At 31.1% G+C, this 23,719-nt stretch carries 17 protein-coding genes; all 17 read right to left on the bottom strand.

The features are described from left to right. Positions 1-72 precede the first annotated feature (72 nt). Complete coding sequence (locus CD29_RS08810; RefSeq protein ID WP_169716170.1) at positions 73-951, bottom strand: VanW family protein; 879 nt, start codon at positions 949-951, stop codon at positions 73-75. Positions 952-1,179: 228 nt separating this feature from the next. Beyond that, entirely contained in the window at positions 1,180-2,301 is a 1,122-nt protein-coding gene (locus CD29_RS08805) for a Ger(x)C family spore germination protein (RefSeq protein ID WP_036185517.1), read from the bottom strand. Continuing rightward, a complete protein-coding gene (locus tag CD29_RS08800; RefSeq protein WP_036185515.1) occupies positions 2,298-3,413 on the bottom strand; it encodes a GerAB/ArcD/ProY family transporter in 1,116 nt (371 codons plus the stop codon). Before CD29_RS08800 ends, CD29_RS08805 begins: the two co-directional genes overlap by 4 nt. Beyond that, a complete protein-coding gene (locus CD29_RS08795) occupies positions 3,410-4,963 on the bottom strand; it encodes a spore germination protein (RefSeq protein ID WP_036185514.1) in 1,554 nt (517 codons plus the stop codon). Before CD29_RS08795 ends, CD29_RS08800 begins: the two co-directional genes overlap by 4 nt. Positions 4,964-5,090: 127 nt before the next feature. Further along, positions 5,091-5,948 (bottom strand): CheR family methyltransferase, encoded by an 858-nt coding sequence (locus tag CD29_RS08790; RefSeq protein WP_036185511.1) that lies wholly within the window; start codon positions 5,946-5,948, stop codon positions 5,091-5,093. A gap of 21 nt (positions 5,949-5,969) precedes the next feature. Beyond that, positions 5,970-9,194, bottom strand: coding sequence for a response regulator (locus tag CD29_RS08785; RefSeq protein ID WP_052124082.1), 3,225 nt, complete (start codon positions 9,192-9,194; stop codon positions 5,970-5,972). 31 nt (positions 9,195-9,225) lie between these two features. Then, positions 9,226-11,289 carry an EAL domain-containing protein gene (locus tag CD29_RS08780; RefSeq protein WP_052124081.1) on the bottom strand — a complete coding sequence of 688 codons (2,064 nt, stop codon included), beginning with the start codon at positions 11,287-11,289 and terminating at the stop codon, positions 9,226-9,228. A gap of 213 nt (positions 11,290-11,502) precedes the next feature. After that, complete coding sequence (locus CD29_RS19660; protein ID WP_052124080.1) at positions 11,503-14,466, bottom strand: EAL domain-containing protein; 2,964 nt, start codon at positions 14,464-14,466, stop codon at positions 11,503-11,505. Between the two features lie 234 nt (positions 14,467-14,700). Beyond that, a complete protein-coding gene (locus tag CD29_RS08770; RefSeq protein WP_036185510.1) occupies positions 14,701-17,493 on the bottom strand; it encodes a sensor domain-containing diguanylate cyclase in 2,793 nt (930 codons plus the stop codon). Positions 17,494-17,667: 174 nt separating this feature from the next. Next, a complete protein-coding gene (locus tag CD29_RS08765; protein ID WP_036185508.1) occupies positions 17,668-18,561 on the bottom strand; it encodes an alpha/beta hydrolase fold domain-containing protein in 894 nt (297 codons plus the stop codon). Positions 18,562-18,652: 91 nt separating this feature from the next. Further along, complete coding sequence (locus CD29_RS08760) at positions 18,653-18,835, bottom strand: hypothetical protein (RefSeq protein WP_036185506.1); 183 nt, start codon at positions 18,833-18,835, stop codon at positions 18,653-18,655. 143 nt (positions 18,836-18,978) lie between these two features. Then, a complete protein-coding gene (locus tag CD29_RS08755) occupies positions 18,979-20,205 on the bottom strand; it encodes a CapA family protein (RefSeq protein ID WP_036185504.1) in 1,227 nt (408 codons plus the stop codon). Between the two features lie 352 nt (positions 20,206-20,557). Next, positions 20,558-20,821, bottom strand: coding sequence for a spore coat protein (locus CD29_RS08750; RefSeq protein ID WP_036185502.1), 264 nt, complete (start codon positions 20,819-20,821; stop codon positions 20,558-20,560). A 12-nt stretch (positions 20,822-20,833) separates the two neighbouring features. Then, the gene (locus CD29_RS08745) at positions 20,834-21,022 is read right to left on the bottom strand and encodes a hypothetical protein (protein WP_036185501.1); all 189 of its coding nucleotides are present in this window, start codon (positions 21,020-21,022) and stop codon (positions 20,834-20,836) included. A 271-nt stretch (positions 21,023-21,293) separates the two neighbouring features. Then, on the bottom strand, positions 21,294-22,070 hold the full coding sequence (locus CD29_RS08740) for a sulfite exporter TauE/SafE family protein (protein WP_036185498.1): 777 nt from the start codon (positions 22,068-22,070) through the stop codon (positions 21,294-21,296). A gap of 98 nt (positions 22,071-22,168) precedes the next feature. After that, positions 22,169-22,396, bottom strand: coding sequence for a sulfurtransferase TusA family protein (locus CD29_RS08735; RefSeq protein WP_036185492.1), 228 nt, complete (start codon positions 22,394-22,396; stop codon positions 22,169-22,171). A 112-nt stretch (positions 22,397-22,508) separates the two neighbouring features. Beyond that, a complete protein-coding gene (locus tag CD29_RS08730) occupies positions 22,509-23,636 on the bottom strand; it encodes an MBL fold metallo-hydrolase (RefSeq protein ID WP_036185490.1) in 1,128 nt (375 codons plus the stop codon). Positions 23,637-23,719 lie beyond the last annotated feature (83 nt).

Genomic DNA, 23,719 nt, shown 5'->3' with positions numbered 1-23,719 from the left:
AATTTAAGCGTATTATAGTGAATTTAAGTTACAAAAAAATAAGGACTACCCAATAAAAATTTTAGGCAATCCTTAATCTTCTAAGTTTCTTAAAATAAATTCATTTTCTTTTGAAGTTTTTATTTGTATTGTAATGGATCCTCTACCATAATACGTTTTTATTAATACAGGTATACCTAATGTGTTTTGAAAGATAAAATCCAATCCTCCGAATGAAACAGTGGCATCCCTTCCCTTAGGTACATATCCTATATCTCGCGTATGCCGATGTCTCTCTATAATATCTACTCCTAATTTATCAATTGCATTAAATAGCGTTGAAGAAGTTTGACAAATTCCACCACCAATACCAATAACAATTTTCCCTTGTAAAAATTCGGGTGCTTCTTGATAACCAGATGCAACATCTCTAGGACCAACAGTATCATTAAAGGAAAAAATGTCTCCACTACCTACTATTACGTTATTAATTGATGCTGCTGAAAGTTCAATATTTTTACTTCTTCCTTGTCGTGTGGGATTAAAGTATGTTGTATATGAAGATAACATTACCTCATTTAAAGTTTTAGCTTCTTCTACGGTATAACCACTTTCCGTAATTTTAATGGGGACATTTACCTTCCCACCAGTAAAGGAATGTTCGAGTATTTTCTCTATTAGATCTTCTTCGCTTAATGTAATTTTTGGTCTTCCTTTTATTATTTTCCCCGTTCTGGGATCGATTCTATCTAAGATCATTGTCTGATTAAAGCCACTTTTTGTCGCTGACCCGTTTGCTATTCTTTTTACAATGAATTGAACTTGTTTTCTAAAATCCAAAAATTCAAGTTCAATATGGTATGGTTGTGGAATGATAGTTGTAATTACTTCATTTGTTCTCGGATCAATAATATGTGTAGCATTCCCTTTTTTTTCAATTGTTCCTGCATACACAACCCAATTTATGTTCATTACAATGCCACTAAGACAAATTAGGAATGTTAAGCTAAGTTTAAAGACAATATTTTTCATTACATTACCTCAATTTTATAAAAAGCTAATATATCATTATTCTTCTTTATTTCAGGAAAATTATGAGTGGATATTTATGTTCAAAAAAAGAATGATTTCACTTAAAGTGAATCATTCTAGAATTGGACAATTGAATATATATTTTGGAATGTTAACGAAGTGTTTCTATTAGTCAAATACGCCATTTCTTAACAATTCAACAGTGATATTTGCATTTACTTTGATTTTAGGGTATAGTTCTTTCCACTTCTTTTTATCAACATTCTTTGTACCAACATTTGCTTTATAAACTTCTCCAAAGCCTAATATATCGGAATTCAACTCTTGAGTTTTCTTAATAATCTTATCAATTTCCTTTTTAAATTCTTTTTCCACTTCTTTTTCCAAAATCTCCATTACATTAAAATCCTCTGTAGTAATACTCGAATGAATTTCAAGTACTCGGCCTTCAACTTTTATATCTAATTCAAATTCAGGAGTATCTTTATTTACTAATTTTACTTTTCTATTTGAAAAAATTGAATCAATTGCAATTGCTAATTGATCAGGTATATCATTAGATAGTTTTTTTAATGGGGCACCCGGTATTATTACTTGGATGGAGCCTGCATTATATTTTTCCTTTACTAATACGACATAAAAAGGCTCATTTCCAACTAGTTTTCCAACCATTTTATCTCCATTAAAAATTGCAAGACCACTAATATGAACATCATCCTCATCTTGAACGATTAATGGTAATGCTAAATCAATAAACGGTGAATAACTATCGCGGACAGTTTCATGTAAAGTGGACGATACAGTGTATTGTTCTTCGATATTATGTTCCAACAAATAAAATATATGTTGACCAATATCAGAGATGTTCTCATATTTTCGTTCTATTAGTGGTCCAGCCTCTCCATCTACAATAGCAAAATAAAGTCCACTGCTCATTTCTGAATTCATTTTTGTTGTATGAAGAGCTTGAGTTATTCCTGCTTCAGCAAGTTTACTACCTAACAATATTACACGGGCCTGTCCAGCAACAATTTTTTTAGTGCTATCAAGACTTGCTTTAATTCTTGTTCCTTTACTCGTTTCATCTGTTTGGGATGCTATACTCACAATACTTTGTAATTCCTGATTGACGGATCTTAGCGCTACCGTGGCAGTAACTTTATCAGCACTTTCTACATCATAACCAATTAATACAGCTAAACTGATTCTTTCAAGAATTTTAGGATCAGCACAACCAAATAGTAATAGGAAAATGCATAAGTAATATAAAAGGACTCGTCGTTTTATCATGAAGTGTCACCCGTCCCTTTTTTACGTCTTTTTTTTATAGAAGCAAAAATAAATAATATAAATGGATAGATAAATACGACTATAAATGCTATTTTTCCAAAGTAATTATTCATAGTATTGATTTGAGTTCTTGTTTTTATAAAAAAGGTGATAATAAATATGATACTAATAAAAATCCAAGTAAACCGTTTAATCTCTAAGTTATATACAGAAGATACACCACGATATGCAGCCCACAAATATAAACAGAGATTCGGTAAAATAATAAGCAACCATGCGCAAATGGTAATAATTTCGATTCTCTCAACAAAGGGAAATTCAATTAAATTAAATATCGTTAATGTGGCCCATATAACTCTTTCTAATTGAGGTCCACTAAAATACATTAAAGTAATTAACATAATAATAATGTAAATAAAAAAGGTAAATAACAATCCGAAATGAGCGTACTTTTCCGCAGATTTCTTTTCTTTGTCTTTTATATAGGGGTATACGATATTCAAAATTTCAAATCCAACGATAGTAAAACTCATTGAATATGCCCCTTTTAAAATTCCTATTATGTCCTCCATTATCGGCAATAGATAATTAATGTTTGTGAAATATAATGGGTAAATTAATAAAGGTGGAATCCATAACAAAAAAAAGAAACTAAAAAAACTGATTCCTATAACTACTCTAAATCCAGCTGTGACAGCGTATACTATTAAAAGCAAAATAGCAATTGCTATAAATTGAGGATTTACATATGGAAATACCCATGTATTTACTACTTCAATATAATTTTTTAAAACAGCAAAAAATGCAAAAGTACAATAAATCACATAAACGAAATTAAGAAAACTTCCCAAAATTTTACCGAAAACTTCCCTTTGAATTCCATATATATCAAGATTGTCGAACTTTTCTAATGTTTTAAACATTACAAAAACAACGATATGTGCAAGAATGAAGCTTAATACAACCGACAACCAAGCATCTTGTTTTGCGTCTTTATATATTACTCGTTGAAACCCATGTATTCCTACTCCAATTTGACATCCACAAATGATAAAAAAAACTAGAAACGCGTTGATCTTCTCATATTGTTTCGATTGTATAGCTTGACTCATTCACTCACCTTCTCATTGTTCTCTTGATTCGTAGATTCATCATCGCCTTTTCTTGTGTTTACAGCTTGTCTACTTATATTAGATAATGGGAGTCTGATTAAGCTGTTTGGTAAATCCTTTAATCTTAGTGGATATAATGGCGAAAGATAAGGGGCACCTAAACTCGATAATCTTAATAGGTGAATAAGTAAAAAACAAACTGCAATCATTATGCCTAAAAAGCCCCAAATTCCTGCTAAAATTATAATTGGAAATCTTAAAAAACGAATGATATTTGCCATCACATAATTAGGAGTTGTAAATGAGGCAAGAGCACTTAAAGCAACAAAAATAATTAAAATATTACTTGTGATACCTGCATCAACCGCAGCAGTACCAATTACTATCCCCCCTACAATCCCGACGGTTTGCCCAACTTTTGTAGGTAAACGTGAACCAGCTTCTCTCAGTAGTTCTATGATAAGTTCTAAAAACAGAGCCTCTAAAATTGGTGGGAAAGGTACAATTGCTCTACTTTCACTTAAAGGAACAATTAATGTATGAGAAATTATTTCGTAGTGATATGTTAACGCGGCTACATAGATTGGTGTTAAAAATACTGATGCAATAATAGCAGAGAATCTTAGTAACCTTAACATCGTTCCAATTTGCCATCGTAAATTTTGATCTTCTTTACTATGGAAAAACTCTATAAATGCGATTGGTGTCACTATTCCCATTGAACTACCATTCATCATAATTCCAATTTTTCCAGATAATAATCCATCACAAAATCTATCGGGTCTCTCAGTTAGCAACATTTGCGGAAAAACAGTTTTCGTACTATCATCTATCAATTCAGCTAATATAGCACTATCAATAAGTCCAGAAACGTCTAAACTCTCGATTCTTTGTCTAATTGTATTCACCTGTTCTTCAGAAGCAGTACCTTTTAAATATAGAAGTGAAATTGATGTAACTGTGTCCTCTCCTACTTCAAAATTCTCATTACATAAATTAGGGCTCTTAATAAAGCGTCTAATAAGTGAAATATTGGTAGTTAGATTTTCGTTAAATCCTACTTGCGTACCTATAACTTGTGATTCATTTTCAGGTGCAGATAATGATCTTGATTGATAGCTTGAGATTTTCGCTACAACGATGTCTGCATTTTCCTTCGTATGGATTAACGCAGCACCACCGATTAATTCATAGATGATTACATCTAATTTATTCGAAATGTCTACTTGAGCAAGAGATAATTTCTCTTTAATTAATTGTGGTGTCGGTTCTGAAATACTTTGTAACGTTGAAATAATATTATCATTTAACGATTGAACTTCTATCAAATTTTCTATATAAATAATTGTAATTTCATCGTTTATATTTTTAACTATAAAATCAGCTGGACTACTAACTTTATCTTTAATTAGATTGACAAATTCTTCTTTTGTTCTCGTATCTAGAGTCTGTTTTAACTCGGATTTAGTATAATGCTTAGTTGGTTCTTGTAATTCTTGCTGGTTATTTGTCGATTGTTCGTTCTTTTTATCTTTTTTGTTGTTAAACATACCTTCTCCCCATTTCTGTTAACTATATAATTGACATTTGAAATGTTATCTATTCAAGTAAACATGAGGTAAATACGACAATAAGAACATAAGAAAAACCACCTAAATTTGGTGGTTTTATATGTTCTTATTTAATTTTTTGGTAGAGCTTTTGTTTAAAACTAATCGAATCAAATTGGTTTTCAAACTCAGTAAAACTAATTGTTTCTTTATCACCTAGTCCAAGATAACCGAACATACTTAAACTATCATAAAATAAACCATGAACTTTTTGCTGTAATGGTTTGTTAAAGTAAATCATTACATTGCGACAAAAAATGACATGGAATTCATTGAATGAACTGTCTGTCACAAGATTATGTTGAGCATAAATAACATTTTTCATAAGGGAAGTATCAAATTTTACACCTGAATTAGTTACTTTATAATAACGAGAAAACTCAAATTCTCCACCAGATTGTAAGTAATTTTGTGTGTACCTTTTCATTTTTTCAAGTGGATAGTAGCCGCTTTTGGCTGTTTTTAATATTTCTGGATTAAAGTCTGTAGCGTAAATTCTTGTTTTATCATAAAGTCCTACTTCCTTTAAAAGAATAGCCATTGAATAGACCTCTTCTCCTGATGCGCATCCTGCATGCCATATTCGTATGGATGGAAAAGTGCGTAAAAAAGGTACAATTTTTTCGCGAAATTCTTTCCAAAATAGTGGATCGCGAAACATTTCGGTTACATTAATCGATAGATCATCTATTAATCGGTTTAAACATTCAGTATCATGCAGTATTTCGTTCAACAATTCTGTAATTGTTGCTAGTTTCTCAGCTTGTACACGATGTAATATACGTCTTCTTAGGGATGGGTACGCATAATCTCGGAAATCATAACCACACCAATCGAATAGACCGTTAACTAACAAATTAATTTCAAATTTTTCTAGTTCTTCATTTGTTTCAAGTTCTGATGTTAATGATTCATTATATTTCATCTTTATTTCATCCTTATAAAACTAGTATACCCACACTTTGATAAGTGAAATGAGTTGATCTGGTTCTACTGGTTTTGCAATATAATCTGATGCTCCGATTGTTAAACACTTTTCACGATCTTCTTTCATTGCTTTTGCGGTCAATGCAATTATTGGTAAATTCTTAAATTTTGAGTTTTCTCTTATATGTCCGATTGCTTCATAGCCATCCATTTCTGGCATCATAATATCCATTAAGACAAGGTCAATATCATCGTTTTCATCTAATATTTTTAAGCTTTCTAGTCCATTCTCTGCAAATAATACTTCACAACCAGTCATTTCTAAAACACTTGTTAATGAAAAAACATTACGAACATCATCATCTACTAACAAGATTTTTTTACCAGAGAGATTTGAATCATAACTAACAGGTAAATCTGTCTTTAAACTGGATTTACTATTACTTTCTAATAAAAATAATTCAAGTTCGCTTTTCAACCGTTCTGGTGAATACTCATTTTTAATGATGATTGTATGTGTAAATTTACTTAAGTAAAGTTCTTCTTTATTAGTTAAGTCTCGACCTGTGTAAATAATCACTTTTATTTTACTGTGAACATCGATTTCTTTAATTTTATTTAATAGTTCAAATCCACTTGTATCTTCAAGTCCTAAATCTAATATAATACAATCAAATTTATCTACTTTTAATAACTCGATTGCTTGATGGCCATATTGAACTGCTTTTATAACGAAGTCCATATCGCCTATTAATTCCATTAAACTATTTCTTTGATTTAAATCATCATCAATGACTAATAATCTCTTAATTTGATTATTCATTGATGTTTTACTATTTAGATTTATTTTATCCACAACTGTTTTTGGATTTTGTTTTTGTAATACTTTCTTCGTACTTATAACTTCATGTGAAGTTGCTGCAGCTTCATAGAGTTGTTCATGGTTGTGCTCAGCATTTACATAATGACTTACATAAAGTGTAAATCGACTTCCCTTGCCATTTGTGCTTTCCAAAGTAATTTCTCCACCTAAAAGCGCGGCTAATTCTTTACAAATGGATAAGCCAAGACCAGTACCACCATATTTTCGGCTTGTAGTCCCATCTGCTTGTTGGAATGCTTCAAAAATTAATTGTTGTTTCTCAATGGGAATGCCAATTCCAGTATCAAGTACTGTAAATGCGAAAGTAGGTGTATTTAGAGAAAGCAAATAGGAAATTTCTAGTTTTACTCCACCTTGGTCTGTAAACTTAAATGCATTTGACAATAGATTATTTAGTATTTGCTGAATTCGATCACCGTCAGAGTATATAGTTAATGGAGTACCTTCTTTCACTTCAATTTCAAAGGCTAAGTTTTTACTCTCTGCTAATGGAGTGAAACTGTTTTCTACTGATTCAATAATATTTGGAAGATAAACTTCTGTTGGTATTATTTCAGTTTTACCTGCTTCAATTTTTGCTAAGTCTAAGATATTGTTAATTAGTTTTAATAAATCATTGCTAGAAGAATGGATGGTATTTGCAAACTCAATTTGCTTTGAAGTCAAGTTTTGTTTAGCGTTATCCGCTAATAATTTAGATAGAATGATTAAACTATTTAAAGGTGTACGTAATTCATGAGACATATTTGCTAAGAACTCAGATTTATATTTTGAACTTAATGCTAATTGTTCTGCTTTTACCTCAAGTTCTGCCTTTGCCTTTTCTACTAATCTATTCGTTTCTTCAAATTTAATATTTTGTTCTTCTAAACGTTTTGCCTTTTCTTCTAGTTCTGTATTTGTTTCTTCTAATACTTCTTGTTGTCGTTGTAGTTTTTCTTCAGATTGTCTTAAGTTATATGTTTGGGATTCTAACTCCTCGTTTGTAGCTTTTAATTCTTCCTGTTGGTTTTGGAGCTCCTCGGATTGGGCTTGAATTTCTTCCATAAGTGTTTGAGACTCTTCTAATAATTTAGCTAACTGAATTCTGCTTAGGACACTTTCAATTACAATACCTATATTTTGTATTAGTTCTTCTAAAAATGTTTTTTCCTTTTCAGTAAACGGTTTGAGAGATGCGAGTTCAATTACAGCTTTTACATCATTTTCAAAGATGATTGGTAATACATAAATAGTTGTAGGTGTAGATTCACCTAAACCAGAAGAAATTTTAATATAATCATTTGGAACTTCAGTAAGAATAATTGGTTTTTTTTCATAGATTACTTGACCAATTAGTCCTTCCCCTGGTTGAACTTTACTTAATAAGTGTTTTCTTTCTTTATGTGCATATGTAGATACTAACTTATAAGATTGCTCATTGCTTTTTTCCTGTACATATAAAACAGCGTGACTAGAATTAACTAAAGGTACCACTTTTGATAGTAATGTACTACCTAGAGTTTCTAAATCATAAGAACCGCTAATACTCGTTGTTATATCAGATATATTCGTTTTTGACCAAGTGAGTTCTTGTTCTTTTTCAATTTGATTTTGAAGTGATTCCGTCAATTTATTAAATGAGATGGCTACTGTATCAATTTCGTCTTGTTTAATAACTGGAACATTTGTATTTAATGCTTGATCGCCATTCGCTATACTTGTCATTAAATTCGAAATTCTATCTAGTCTTCCTGAAGCTTTAACCATTGTGCTACCTAAACCAATAATGATGAGTACGATTCCTAATCCAAGGATAGAAAACGAAATAATATTTCCTTTTTCAAAGTTATCAATCGATGAAATCATTGAAGTAGTTAAATGTTCATCATATTCATGTGTAATTTCACCTATTGTATCAGTGAAAAGAGTTCTCGTTTTACCAGCATTTTCTTCAATTGTATGAATAGCTAAATTTCTATTACCGTCCAGAATTAAACCAATCACCGTATTTGCGTATTCATTAAATTCGGTATTGATTAAATTCAAACTTTCTATTAAATCGGATTCTTCTTTACTTGATGCTGAAGATTCTAAATCTAATATTCCTTGTGAGATATTTGCTAACTCTATTTTTACATTTTCAATTTCATCTTTTATGTTTCCTTCATCCTCAAAAACAACTGAATTACGAAGAGATATACCTGCATCTTTTACGTCAGCTCTAATTTGATTTGCTGTTACAGTTAAATCAATATTATGATTAACCCTCTGACTAATTTGATTTAGGTCATTATGTTGCATGAATGCAAATATAATGATTGCTATTAGTAACAGAGGTACAACACTAAACCCTAGTAGAAATTTAGTTTTTATTTTCATAAATACACACCCCGATCGAAGATCTAATGGATTAGACCTTCTCTACTTTTATACATGCTTCATACACTCTTGAAATAACTTGTACTCGATCTGTTGCATCAAATTTATGAAGGATGTTTGTAATATGGTTTTTGACAGTATGTTCACTAATATATAATCGTTCAGATATTTCTTTATTGGTTAACCCTTCAACAATTAATTCTAAAACATCTATTTCCCTAGAAGAAAGTGAGTACACACTTTTTAATTGAATAATTGCTTTTTGTAGTACATCACTGTTTGTTTCATTTTCCATTAGTTGATTAGAATTTATAGATTCATTTACTAGCGATTTATTATCCGTTATTTCAGTTAATAGAATATGATCATGATCCATTACAAACTGTTCAAAGTTATCTTTTGTTATTGGTGGACTATAAATATATCCTTGAACCTCTACACATTGAAGTGTGTTCAATATTTCTAGTTGTTCTACTGTTTCAACACCTTCAGCAATGACTGTAATATTCAACTTTTTTGCTAGATTTATAATAGATTCAACAATTTCCATACTATTATTTATGTTATTAGGTAGTTCACTAATAAAGGATTGGTCGATTTTAATTGAGTCAAAGTGGAAATTTCTTAAATAGAATATAGAAGAATAGCCAGTACCGAAATCATCTAGACTTAAATGAATTCCTAGGTCTTTAATTTGTTTTAATGTGTCTTTCACAAAATCATCGTTTTCTAAAAGGACAGTCTCAGTTATCTCAAACTCTAGTTGTTTCATGTTCACTTTATTTTCATCAATTACTTGAAATATTTTTTGAATAAAGTTCTTTTCTATAAAATGTTTTGCTGACAAATTCACAGCAATTCTAATAGGTAAAAAATCTTTTTCATTCCAAAGCTGTATTTGATTACAAACATTTTTAAAAACCCATTGATCAATTTCGAAAATTAACCCAGTTTCTTCTGCTAGAGGGATAAATTCACTAGGTGAAATTAATCCCCATGTTGGGTGTTTCCAACGAATTAATGCTTCAGCACTAGTTACTTGCCCAGTTTGTATATTTATTTTTGGTTGATAGACTAAAAAAAACTCATTATTTTCGATTGCTCTACGTAACTCATTAACTAATAGGAATGATCGATAAGACTGTATATTCATACCAGAGTGGAAGAATTTGTATTTATTATTCCCTTGTTCTTTAGCTCGGTAAAGAGCTGCATCCGCTTTTTGAATTAAGGTATTTACATCTTCGGCATCATAAGGAAATACAGCTAATCCAATACACGCAGTAATGAAAAATTCGTATTTATCAATTACAAAAGGTTCTTTAAACGAAGTAAGAATATTTTCCGCAAGCATAATAGCAAGTTCACGATCTGCATTTGGTAAAATGATATAAAATTCGTCTCCACCAACTCGCGCAACTAAATCTTGATTTCTAGAAGTAGCTTTTAAACGTTTCGATACTTCTAGAAGTAACGTATCGCCAAACATATGTCCAAGCGAATCGTTGATATGTTTAAAGCGATCCAAATCGAGGAGCATTACAGAAAAAGTTTGATTTTTAATTTTTGCTTCGTTAAAACGTATGTTCAATTGCTCATAAAATTTCCTCCGGTTTGGTAATTCCGTTAAGCTATCATGGTAGGCTAAATGTTGAATCATGCTGTTTTTTTCAAGGAGTGCATGTGACTGTATCTCTAATTGTTTTTTTAATTTATATATTTCTACAAATCTTGCAACTTTAGATGCCAATATGATAGGGTCAAAGGGTTTTGTAATATAATCAATTGCTCCTACAGAATACCCCATAAAAACATGTTCCGAATCTAAAGAATTGGCAGTAATAAAAAGAATCGGAACATGTTTAGTTTTTTCACGCGCTTTAATAATTTTTGCTGTACTAAATCCATCCATATCTGGCATTTGAACATCTAATAAAATTAATGCGACATCATGTTTTAACAAATATTTCAATGCATCTGCTCCTGATTGCGCTTTAATCAAATAATAATCATCGCTATCAAGTATAGCTTCTAATGTTAATAAGTTTTCTGGTCGATCATCTACTAGTAATATATTTATTTTCCCATTTTCCATTCAACATAACACCCCATAGTAAATAGATAATCTAAAGTTATGTAATAGGATATCATATTTTACGATCGGATGGGAGTATATAGTCGGATGTTATTCAGTGGTAATTTCTGAATTTAGTAAGCCTAAAGAACTAAATAAAAATAATAGTTATTAAAAGTACTATAAAATAATTAATATTTTATCAAAACAAAATTCTTCAAAATAGTTAAAAAGTTATGATACTTGGTAAGCTTTTTTTATATAACTAATAGGGTCTTCGTGTACGAAATTTGTGTTAGGAACTAACACATTATTTTTAAGCTTTATCGCAAAGGTATTTAACAATTTAAGTAAGTCTTGGCGCTCTTTTTCAACAATATTAAATGACACTCCGTACACGTATACACCATCGTGTTCTTCATCATTCCAAACAATATGACCAAGTACTTGAACTTCTTTCCCCATGATGATCGTTTCAAATTGATAAATAATATCTGGGCGCACAGGTAATTGGATTGTAGAATAGAATCTAAGACCACCAGCACTAATATTATCGATAGTAATCTCTGATTTTCCTAGATTAACAACATTCCCTTTAAACGATGTGATTGTCATAGTAGCTTTTAGTGGCAAAATTAATTGTATTCTATAAAAATTCCTTTTTTCTTTCATTTCAGATTGGTTGAAATGGATAATTGGTTTCAAAGCGGATTTATTTAACAATTTTATAAAATCTCGTTCAGGTACAGGTTTACTAAACAAATACCCTTGAATTTCAGTACATTCTTGTTGTTTCAAAAATTCATACTGTTCAAGTGTTTCTACACCTTCTGCGACTACAGTCATATTTAAACCTTTGGCCATAAAAATCAATGATTTTATAATGATTTCAACATCCGGTTTAATAGCTATTTGTTGAATAAACGATTTGTCTAATTTAATTGTATTAATCGTAAAATCTTTAATATGTGCTAAAGAGGAATAGCCTGTACCAAAATCATCTAAAGCTACTTTAATGCCTAAGTCTTTCAATTGAGCCAAAATATGCTCTACTTCTTTTTCATGATAAATAATTGACGTTTCTGTTATTTCTAATTCAATAAGTGATGACTCCAAATTGTACTCTTTTAATGTATTAGTTAACATTGCAATACAATCGCTACGTAAGAAACGTTGAGCAATGAAATTAATAGAAATAGGCACAAGTTTGAAACCTTCTTTTCTCCAATTAGCTAAATATTCACAAACTTTTTGTAACACCCAGTCACCAATTTCATTGACTAATCCTATTTCTTCAGCGATTAAAAGGAATTCACCTGGAGAGACAATTCCCCATATTGGATGTTCCCAACGTATAAGCGCTTCAGCACTCACAATTCTTCTTGTTTTAGTATCAACTCGTGGTTGGAAGTATAATAAGAATTGGTTATTTTTTAATGCTTTTCTTAAATCTCTTTCTAATTCGTATTGTTTGTATGTTGAAATATTTAATTTGGATGAAAAAATATGATAACTATTTTTGCCTATAGATTTTGAGCGGTGTAATGCAGCATCTGCATTTTTTAGTAGTTCTTCGACAGTTTCTCCATCTTCAGAAAAATTACTAATCCCAATACTTGCTGAGGCATAAATTTCAAAACCGTCAATTATAAATGGATTTTCAAAACTATTTAAAATTGTTTTAGCGAAATTTTCAGGATAATTCGACTGATTATAATCCCAAACAATGATTCCAAATTCATTGCCTTCTAATCTTGCAAAAAAGAATGGCTGATTTGCAGTGGATTGAATTCTTTGAGTAATTTGTATTAATAACTTATTTACAATTGCATGACCTAATGTATTATTAATACTTCGTAGACGTTCAATTTCTAAATATAGTATTGAAAATGAATTTTTTAGATCTATTTGCGATTGAATCTTCTCGTTAAATAATTCTGATTTTGCTAATCCTGTAAGTTTATCATAATATGCGAGTTGATGAATTTCATCTTGGTGTTGTTTTTGTTCTGTAATATCCGTAAAGATTCCATCAACACGAACAACAGCATCAACATCATTTAAAATCGGTAAAATCTTCCCATGAATCCAAATTTGCTTTCCATTTATATGTATTATTCTGAATTCAAAACTTAAAGTTTTACCAAACGTTAGTTTAGCCATTTCATCTATATATTTATGAACGTCTTCAGGATGGATTAAGGATTGCATCCCTTCAGGAGTATAAAAATATTCTTTTGGATAACCTGTAATACCTTCCATTCCTTTGGAGACCATAATCGTACTTCGAGTAATCATATCGATTGATACGATTCCTAAAGAAAGATGTTCATAGATTGTTTCAATAGTTATATTTGACTCTTGTAATTTCTTTTCTGCATGTTTTCTTTCTGTAATATCCTGAGTATTTCCTACTAACCTAATGGGTCTACCATCTTCACCATATATCATTTCTACATGTTCATAAACATAAATAATCGTATTGTCATTTCTTATAATTCGATATTCAATATTATAGCCTTGAGATTTGTTAATGGCATCTTTTAACACGTTACGATACTTCTCGCGATCTTCAGGGTGAACATAATGTAAACCTTCGTCTAATGTAGGTCGATACGAATCAGATTTTTCTCTCCCAGTTAACTTAAATAATTGTTCAGACCAATAGATTTCATCCGAAAGAATATCGTAGTCCCAAGAGCCAATTTTTCCAGTCTCTTGAGCTAGTTCCAATTTATTTTTAATATCTAGAATCTCATTTTGGTTTACAGCATATTTTGTAACATCTTTTGCAATACCACAGATTTCCATAACTTCGTACTCATTTTTGAATATAGGTACAAACGTAACGTCTAGGGCTAATTTTTTGTTATCTTTATCAATATACTCAAATTGAAAAGTTTGCGCTTCGCCCTGTAAAGCTTGAGCCAAATGCATCTTCACTATATGGATGTTTACAATTCCATTGTTAAAAATAGATTTAAAATTCTCATTATTACTATTAAATAGACTTCTAAGAGCTGCATTATAAAAATGGATTTGTCTATTTGTACTAATAGTAAATGCAGCATCTGGATGATTTTCAAACATCGTATCAAACATCTTTTTATTCATTAAGTTGTTATTAAGGTCAAATGTGGTTTGATTGTTTTTTGAGTCAACTGTTTTAAGTAATTTAGGAAATAATGAAAATGCCAATTTGTTCCCCCCTATAATTCTGTGATCTATCAAAAGTATCTAATGAAAAATATGATATTAATTATTCTGAATATTTGTTAGTAATCTCAGTTTATAGTTAAAAGGAAATGAAAAATATGACCACTACTTCTTATTTCACTAGGAATCAGTTCCTATTTTAGTGGTCCTAGTAATTTTTGTGGGTTATTGAGCAATCAAAAAAGACTATTAGGAATTAATCCTAATAGTCTTTTCTTAATCTAATGTAAAAATATTGCCACCTAATTCTTTGGAACTGTACAAGCTCTTATCTGCTTTTCTAAATAACTCGTCCATACTATAAGAGTTTGGAGTGTACACAGCTATTCCGATACTTGCAGTTAGGTTAATTTCATGACCTTGAATATAAATAGGTTCACTCATTTTTTTCAGTAGGCGTTCAGCAACATAACTAACTTCTTCGATACTATTCATTTCTGGTGTAACGACAGTAAACTCGTCTCCACCGATTCTTGAGATAGTATCTTTGTTTCGTAGTGATAATTTTAGGCGATTAGCGAATTCTTTAATAACCTCATCACCAACATCATGCCCTAAAGTGTCATTTATTATTTTGAATTTGTCACAGTCTACTACCATTAAAGCAGATACTTTCCCCGTCTTGTCAGTTGTTAACATAGCTTGTTCTAATTGTTTATAGAAGAGTCTTCGATTCGGTAAGTTTGTTAAATAATCGTAAAATGCCATTTGTGTAAGTGTGGATTCTTTTTGTTTTAGTTCTGTAATGTCGTTTGAAATTAAGATAACTTTTTCGACTTCCCGTTGTTCGTTTAGGATTGGTGTAATATGTGACTTTAACCAAATCGCATAGCCATCGCGGTGTATATGACGAAGTTCGAGAGCTATCGTTTTTCCAGATTTCATACATTCTTCCATGGATGACTCGAATAATGGAAAATCTTCAAAATGAATATTACTTGATATAAACTTCCCGATTTCATTCCATACTGGAATTCCTAAGATTTCCTCTATAGAAGGAGAGCAATAAGTAACTTTTCCAGTTGGTGTTAAAATCTTAATAATACTTTTTGTATTTTCAGCAATGATCCGGAATCGTTCTTCACTCTCTTTTAATGAATTGTCTGCTCTTAGTTTTTGAGTTACATCTCTAAGCATAACAATATTATAGTTTTGTCCATGTTCTTGAAATGCTGCTGTAGAAATTTCAGCGTGAATCGTTTCTCCATCAAGGGTTACAAATTTTTCAATAGATGGTTCTGTAACGAATTGACTCTCTTTAGAACGTTTTAATCGTTCAATAACATTTTCTCTATTAGATGGGTGGACAAAATTAAGAAGGGGCTTCCCTTTTATAAAGCAAACCTTTTTTGCTTTTGCTAATTTAAGAGCTGCTTTATTTAAATAAGTAATAGTCTCCCCGTTATGAATTATTAATGGCTCTGGTGAAGAATCGAGAACTTTGCGGTATTTTTCTTCACTATTGGATAACTCTTTATATATTTGTTTTTCTTTTGTTATATCTTTGTAAGTAGCAATAGCAAACGTTTCTCCATTTTCAACTTTACGATATGTGGCAAGAACATCTACAACTTCTCCACCTTTTTTCATACGTTTAGTTTCAAATTGTAGACAATCATTTTCTTCTTGTAAAATTCTTATCAATTTTTGAAATTGATTTTTTTGAAAATCCAAGTAAATGTCTGAAAGTGAATTAAGCTCATGTTCTTCAAATAGGAATATATTCGTAAACATTGGATTGACCTTAATAATTTCACCCAACTGATTAAACATTACGATAGCATCAGTTGAGTATTTCCATAGTAATTTTAAATCTTGGTTTTCTTGTAAGATAGTAAGTTCTCTTTTCTTATAATTAGTAATATCTCTTGCTATACTTGCTATCCCAGTAACCTCATCAGATGAATCATTATAAATAGGCGAAAATGTAACACTTATATCTAATAGTTCCCCATTTTCTTTTTGCCTAATTAAATGATGGTCTTTTAGACTTTTGCCACTTTTGGCAACTTGATACAATGCTTTTGTATCCTCTACTAACCAATCAGGAATTATTTTGTTATATTTTTGAATTACATCTTCTTTGTGGAAACCAAACATTTCAACAAATGCATCATTTACAAATTCAATTTTCCCCTCAAGATTAGTAATGTAAATAGGATCAGCATTGTGATTTAGAAATGAATTCAATTGGTTATTGGATTTTTGTAACTTTTCTATTTCTAACTTTGTTTTCGTTATATCTCTTGCTATTCCATATACTCCACTTACCTTTCCTTTTATTGTAAGTGGAATTAATTTTAATTGGATATGAACTTCTGAACCGTTTTTGTTGTATATATAAGTATCAAATTGGACTTGTTCTTTTTGCAATGCAATTTTTAGGTTTTCAAATAACAAATCTAAGTGGTCATTATTAAAAAACTTAGCTATACTAAGGCCGACAATCTCTAATTGTGAATAACCAAAAATATTCATACATGCAGAGTTAGAATCTAAGATATATCCATCCTGGTCTAATGTTAAGATGACATCGTCATTATTATGAATAATGGAAGATAATCGCTCTTGGTTTGTTTCAATCGATTCTTTAATATGGTTTAATTCGATAATTTTACGGGTATATTCTGATACGTCACGAACAACCGATACAATAAAAAATTGATCCTTATATGTAAAAGGTGTTAAGACCGATTCTTTAATATATTTTTGTTGGTCTACAATTACTTCGTCACTATAAGTAACAATTTTCTTTTGTCTAACACATTTTAAATATTGTCTTGTTAGAAAATCTGCTTTTTCTTTTGGAAGAACCTCGTGAAAAGTTTTCCCGGCCATATCTTTTTCATAATCTAAATGGCCTCTTCCGGCTTGATTAGCAAAATAATAATAAAACTCATTGTTTTTAAATTCCATTATATAAAAAATATCATTAACAGTATTAAATGCGCTTTTCAATATATTAGCAAACTGTGAGATATCTTCAAATGTCTGTATATGTTGGTTCATATATACAACTCCATTCTAATAGAAATGGTAATCATTTCATGAAAAGAATATATTTTATATCACTTTAACATACTATTTTAATAGTTTTTTCGTTTTTTTTCTATACAATTAATGAATTATTATAAGATATAGGTCTTTTGATACCTTTATGTATGAAAAAAGGAAGTGCACCATTTAGGTTAGCACTTCTTTTTCTTCATTTGAAAGGAATTCTGTTGTTATTTCAAACCCTCTCATATAATCTGGTGAGCCAGGAAAACTTTGCATAAGTCCATGTATATTTCCGTCAAACCGTACTAATTTCACTTGTCCGCCACTTGTTTGTATTTTTTCTGCAAATGCTTCACCCTCATCGCTGAATGGGTCATATTCTGCTGTATAGATTAGTGTGTTTGGCATTTTTGCGAGTATTGAGTGATCAGTATCCAATGGAGATATAAGATTTGAATTGCAAAATCCGTTAATGTTTTTCAAATCGATTCCATATTTGCCGTTATACATTTTTCTTGAAAGGAATTCACTATCTTCAATTTCTTCTTTAAATGCTGTAATGGGATAAAACAAAATTTGTTTTTGAAATGAAAATTCATTTCGTTTTAGCGCTTCAATGGTAATTAATGTTGCGATGGTCGCCCCAATACTTCCTCCGCAAATAGATATATCTGCTGTATTACCACCGAATAAATTTGCTTGTTGAATTATCGAGTTTGTTACGTCATAGCATGTTTGAAATGTATTGTTGGCGTTATCTAGATTAACTGGATAATCTACAGAAATTATCTTATGTCCTGAAAAAGAGGAAATCATTCGGCATGCGATATCTGACGCCTCTATATTTCCATTCATAAATCTTCCTTCATGGAAAAATACTAATAATGAATATTGTTCTTGTTGTTCTGGGGTGTAAACTCTTATGGGTAATTTAAAGTCATCCAATTGGAGAATTTGATCTTCTACATGGAATATCGATGGTCTTCTTTCATACAGTTGGATCTCTTGTTTAACTCCACTTATTCGTTGATCAGGATGTTCATCAAAATACTTTAAAATATACGAGTGAATTGGCATAATATTCTCCTTTCTTTCTGTTTAGATTAAAAAACTGCACCTCAAATATTGTGAGGTGCAGTAGTAGGGGTAATTTGAAAATCGTTTAGTGTTAATTCAATTTGTTTCTTATTTCTTGCTCATTGGTATCACTAAAAACCGATGTTCCTTTACCTCCAGTTTTTGCAAGTAATGCATAAACCTCATTATAAGAAAGACCTGACTCTTTGTTTCGTTTTTTTACCTCAGTAATATTTGTACCTGCAACTGTAAATTTCATTTCCTGTTGGTCCACCAAATACGCCTCCAAATGAATTTGATATTATTTTGTGAAAATTCATTTGAATTATTAATGGGACTTGTCTTTACGATTCTTAATATTTTCCAACTTATAAAAAACACCAAGCGGATTTTGCTTGGTGCTGTGCTTTGATCATCTTATTTTGAAGTAACATTTTCGATATATTGTATTTCAGGAACAAATTGTGACATATGTTCTTTAACCCCTTCATAAATTTCTTGATGATTATCTAAGTCATCGTTAGTCAATTGATGCATTGGGATTATTTTGTAATTTTTCCAATTTGCAAATCGAACATAAGTTGGTAGTAATTGTGGATTGGTAATATCAATAGAGATTGTTTCAATATCTTTTTCGTCATACGTAATTGTCTTTGTTACATCTAATTGCATGATTGCACCAATCTGTCGATATAATTTATCTTGCCCTGAAATGAAATTACCTAGAGAATGTATAACAAACGTTTTATTTCCATTAATGCCTGTATACCATTTTGCAGGTTGTAAAACATGTGGATGGTGGCCAAAAACTATATCAGCTCCAAGATCTGCTGCAAGCTGAGCAATGTGTTCTTGGTGGTCATTAAACAATGGAGCATATTCGTTTCCTTGATGGAGGTTTACAATGACCACATCTGATGTTGTTTTTGCTTTTTTTATGTCTTCGGTCATTTTTTCTTCATCGATATAATTTACTAAATACTCTTTACCTTCAGGTGTTTTTAACCCATTCGTACCATAAGTATAACCTAAAAAAGAAAACACAATATTATTTACAGTAAGGGTTTTTATAGTCTCAGCTTCTTCTTGGCTTGTTGCTGCCCCAACATATGTGATTCCTAACTTATTCCAATAATTTGTAGCGTTTATGATTGCTTGTTCCCCACGATCTAGTGTATGGTTATTTGCCATAGTAACTACATCAACACCTACATCTTTCAATACATCTCCAACTTCGTATGGACTATTGAATTGCGGATAACTTGATAAACCGATATCTTGTCCGCCAATAATACTTTCTGAATTTGCAATTGTAATATCAGCACTTTCTAAATACGGTTTTACTTCTTCAAACATTTTGGAGAAATCATATTGATTTTCTGCAATGTGGGCATCTTCATAAACAGAATTATGAATTAAAATATCTCCGATTGCAGAAACGGTGGCTGTATAGATATCGGGTTCTTTTGGAACAGTAAGCTCAACTTCTTCTACTATTTCAGTTTCTTTAGTTTCACTTGTAGATTCATTAATGTTATTTTCTTCTTTTTCAATGTTGTTATTACAGGCTGCAAGAAGGAATAGGAATAAAACTGCAATTGATTTTCTAATAATCTTGATACACTCCTTTAGCGATGAGAGCATTATAATACTCGCCTATTATAACAAATTATGACACTATTTAACATATGGAATTACAATAATTTCTAATTTTGATAGTAATTTAGTTATATTTAATAATTTTTTTACCAAATAAAACTTCAATTGAAACTCCTCTGAAACTAAATATGTTCTTAAAATTACAAACACAAGCTAATGTAACATACAAATGCCTCTAGCTTGTGTTTAATTGGTTAATAGTTTATCTATTTTTATACGAATTAAAGGAAATAGAAGAACCTATTACCATATTCTAAGGTTGTAAAAAACCTCTTTTATCCATTCAATCAATTCAACCTAAATAAAAAAGCCGAATCATTTGTTCGGCTTCGATTAACTAATTATTTTGCATTTCATTTATCAATTGGGTCTTCAATTGTTGCACTACTTCCTCTGATGCTTGCGCAGCAGGTTTATAGTGTCCTTTTTGAAGGGCATAGCTATATAAAGTTCGTTGACGGGATTCATCTTGATTTCGCAACTGAATTAATGTTTGTCTAAGTTCAGAATTATTTGTTTGTGCAATAATATTGGCATATCCTGTTAAACTTGCATTTAGTCCAGCAAGATAATCATTGACCATTTCTTTATCTTGAAACATTGTTTAGCCTCCTTAGTTTAAATAGGATATTAAATCCTGTTGTGCCTGCTTTGCTGCTTGTGCATCTCTTTCTAAGATTGCTTTTAACTCCGGATCCGTGCAACTTGCTGCATAGGCTTCTAATTTTTTTGCGACATTCCCATGGCCACCAATTAAGCTACGTAAATGTTCAACTTCTAGTTCAGTTAAATTATTGTTCATATTCGTCCCTCCTTTACTATATTAATTCTCCCATATGTTGAAAATCATACTTAACTAAAACTGTTAGTTGATATTTGTTATAATTAACTAATGTTTTTTTATATAACCAAAGATCTAGACGAGACGAGCTGTTAATACAAATTTGTATTAACCTTTCAGTTCCTGTACATAAAAAAACAAAACAGGAATGCAAAATCTGCATCCCTATTTTATTTCATAAGTTTTCAAGAATATTTTTTAAGTATTATTTATATTATGTGTATTATTTAATCTATAATATATCTATCCATACTTTAATAGCTGTTGCTAAGATTAGAACTGCTAAAATCGTTTGTAATACCTTTGTATTCATTTTTTTACTTATTTTTGCCCCTATAGGAGCAGCAATTAAGCCTGCAATAATTACAATAATCGCCGTAAAGTATTCTACTTGCCCTGTTGAAATTTTACCGATTGATCCAGCAATGGAAGAAATAAAGGTAATTGCAAGACTAGATGCAATAGCCATTCTTGTAGGTATACGTAAGATTAATAGCATAATTGGTATTAATAAGAATCCTCCACCAGCACCTACAATACCTGAACCAATACCTACAACAAAAGCTAAACTGCCTGCAAGTGGTTTATTATAAGTGACTTGTTCTAAAGGGATATCATCAATCTTCTTTTTCGGAATAAACATCATAATCGCAGCTAATAACGCCAATATTCCATAAACAAGATTAACTTGCGCTTCAGTAAAATATTGTGAACCAAAACTGCCTAAGAATGTGCCAAATAGAACTGATATCCCCATTACTGTAATTAATGATTTATTTAAATAACCACCATTTCTAAATCCTATAACACCAGCAATGGATACAAATAGGACATCAAGTGCACTAATTCCAGAAACTTCATGAGCTGTTAGGGCTTCAAATCCGAACAGTGGTGGAATCATGAGTAGCATCGGGTATTTGACAATTGCCCCACCGATTCCGAGCATTCCAGAAAGAAATGACCCAATAAAACCAATAATGAAAAGGAGGATCACAAAACTAATGTCCAAAGTGTTTCCTTCTTTCTATTTAGGTATATAAATAATATAATCCCATATATTAGACTTCCCTATTTAAGGAAAAAAGTGAGTCGAATGAGAACTCACTTTTACGCTTTTTTAATGAAAAACTTTAATACTTCTGCATCTTCTTCTTGGTCGACGATTGTATGACCAGCAGCATTTGCCCAGGCAGGCATATCTGCTAAAGCACCTTTATCTGTTACATGTACTTCCAAAATTTCGCCTGTGTTTAATGTATCCATTTCCTTTTTCGTACGCACTATCGGCATTGGACAAGACATCCCTTTAACATCTAATACTTTTGTTGAATTCATTGTTATATTCTCCTTTTAACTAATAATTTTTTTATAACAAAGGAACGGATGAATACCGTCCCTTTTAGAAATTGATGTGAAAGCATCATACAAGCATATTTGCTACATCTCATTAACGTACTGCACAACGGTTCGGACCGATCTCCATCTCGGTTTGTTCATCAGTATCAGGTGTAATTTTACCCATGTTTACTTGACGAATTTGTTCATAAGCATTTGGCTGAGGTGGTAAGTTATCTGTAACTGTATGACGGAAATCTTCTTCACTTTCAATATTTAAACCGTGGTTCTCTGCAAATAAATCTCCTAAACGTTTTGCTACAGTTCCATCTTCATTTAACTCTTCAATAATCATAAAGTGAGCTGGTAAAACAATTAGATCTTCTGCTAATTCACGGTAACGACGATATAATGTTTCACGAAGATCACCTACCCAATCTTCTGCAAGACCTGCTAAGTCAGGACGGCCGATTGAATCTATGAATAAAATATCGCCTGTTAATAGATACTTGCTATCCACGATGAAAGAAGTTGAACCAATTGTATGACCTGGTGAGTAAAGTGCACCTATTTCAATTTGAGAGGCACCTACTTTTACTGTTAGACCATCTTCAAGCGGTGTGTAATCAAACACCACTTCTTCTGCATCTTTTGGTGGTAAGTAATAAGTCGCACCTGTTGCTTCAGCGATATGACGACCTCCAGAAATGTGATCGGCATGTAAGTGAGTATCAAATACATGTTTAATTTCAACATTTTTTTCTTTCGCAAAATTTGTGAATACTTCTGTAAAACGAACAGCATCAATAATTGCTGCTTCACCTTCAGAGATAACCATATAAGAAAGACAACCTTTTCCTAAACGAACGAATTGATAAAGTTCCCCACCACCTGTTAAATCACTAACTTTAATTGGTTCTAGATATGAACTCCATGATTTCATGCCGCCTTCAAGATAAAACACGTCGCGTCCAGCTTCTGAAACCATTTCAGCTACCATAAGAGACGAGCCTTCTTTTGCACACACAACTAAGACATCTTTGTCTGTTGGAAGTTGCGGTATAATCTCATCAACTCCATCTAAAAGATCGAAATAAGGAATGTTCAAATAATCAAAGCTATGACCTTCAATTTTCCAGTCCTCAAATGCATCTTTATTACGTACATCTAAGATAAATAATGATTGATTTTCAATTACTTTACGAGCAACTTCTGCTGCTGTCATTTTAATAACTGTCACTATAAATTACCCCCATAGGTATTGTATTAGTTTTTTAAAATGGAAGGGTAAATCCCTTCCATTAGTTTTTCCAAAATAGTTAC

This window comes from Ureibacillus manganicus DSM 26584, assembly GCF_000772945.1.
In the GTDB taxonomy this organism is placed as follows: domain Bacteria; phylum Bacillota; class Bacilli; order Bacillales_A; family Planococcaceae; genus Ureibacillus; species Ureibacillus manganicus.
Note: the sequence above shows the minus strand (reverse complement) of the source record. Positions and strands in the feature narration are given on the sequence as shown.

Coding starts and splice junctions, on each gene's coding strand:
- CD29_RS08810 (WP_169716170.1), bottom strand. CDS start 951: ATGAACATAAATTGGGTTGTGTATGCAGGAACAATTGAAAAAAAAGGG.
- CD29_RS08805 (WP_036185517.1), bottom strand. CDS start 2,301: ATGATAAAACGACGAGTCCTTTTATATTACTTATGCATTTTCCTATTA.
- CD29_RS08800 (WP_036185515.1), bottom strand. CDS start 3,413: ATGAGTCAAGCTATACAATCGAAACAATATGAGAAGATCAACGCGTTT.
- CD29_RS08795 (WP_036185514.1), bottom strand. CDS start 4,963: ATGTTTAACAACAAAAAAGATAAAAAGAACGAACAATCGACAAATAAC.
- CD29_RS08790 (WP_036185511.1), bottom strand. CDS start 5,948: ATGAAATATAATGAATCATTAACATCAGAACTTGAAACAAATGAAGAA.
- CD29_RS08785 (WP_052124082.1), bottom strand. CDS start 9,194: ATGAAAATAAAAACTAAATTTCTACTAGGGTTTAGTGTTGTACCTCTG.
- CD29_RS08780 (WP_052124081.1), bottom strand. CDS start 11,289: ATGGAAAATGGGAAAATAAATATATTACTAGTAGATGATCGACCAGAA.
- CD29_RS08770 (WP_036185510.1), bottom strand. CDS start 17,493: ATGAACCAACATATACAGACATTTGAAGATATCTCACAGTTTGCTAAT.
- CD29_RS08765 (WP_036185508.1), bottom strand. CDS start 18,561: ATGCCAATTCACTCGTATATTTTAAAGTATTTTGATGAACATCCTGAT.
- CD29_RS08755 (WP_036185504.1), bottom strand. CDS start 20,205: ATGCTCTCATCGCTAAAGGAGTGTATCAAGATTATTAGAAAATCAATT.
- CD29_RS08750 (WP_036185502.1), bottom strand. CDS start 20,821: ATGTTTCAAGATAAAGAAATGGTCAATGATTATCTTGCTGGACTAAAT.
- CD29_RS08745 (WP_036185501.1), bottom strand. CDS start 21,022: ATGAACAATAATTTAACTGAACTAGAAGTTGAACATTTACGTAGCTTA.
- CD29_RS08735 (WP_036185492.1), bottom strand. CDS start 22,396: ATGAATTCAACAAAAGTATTAGATGTTAAAGGGATGTCTTGTCCAATG.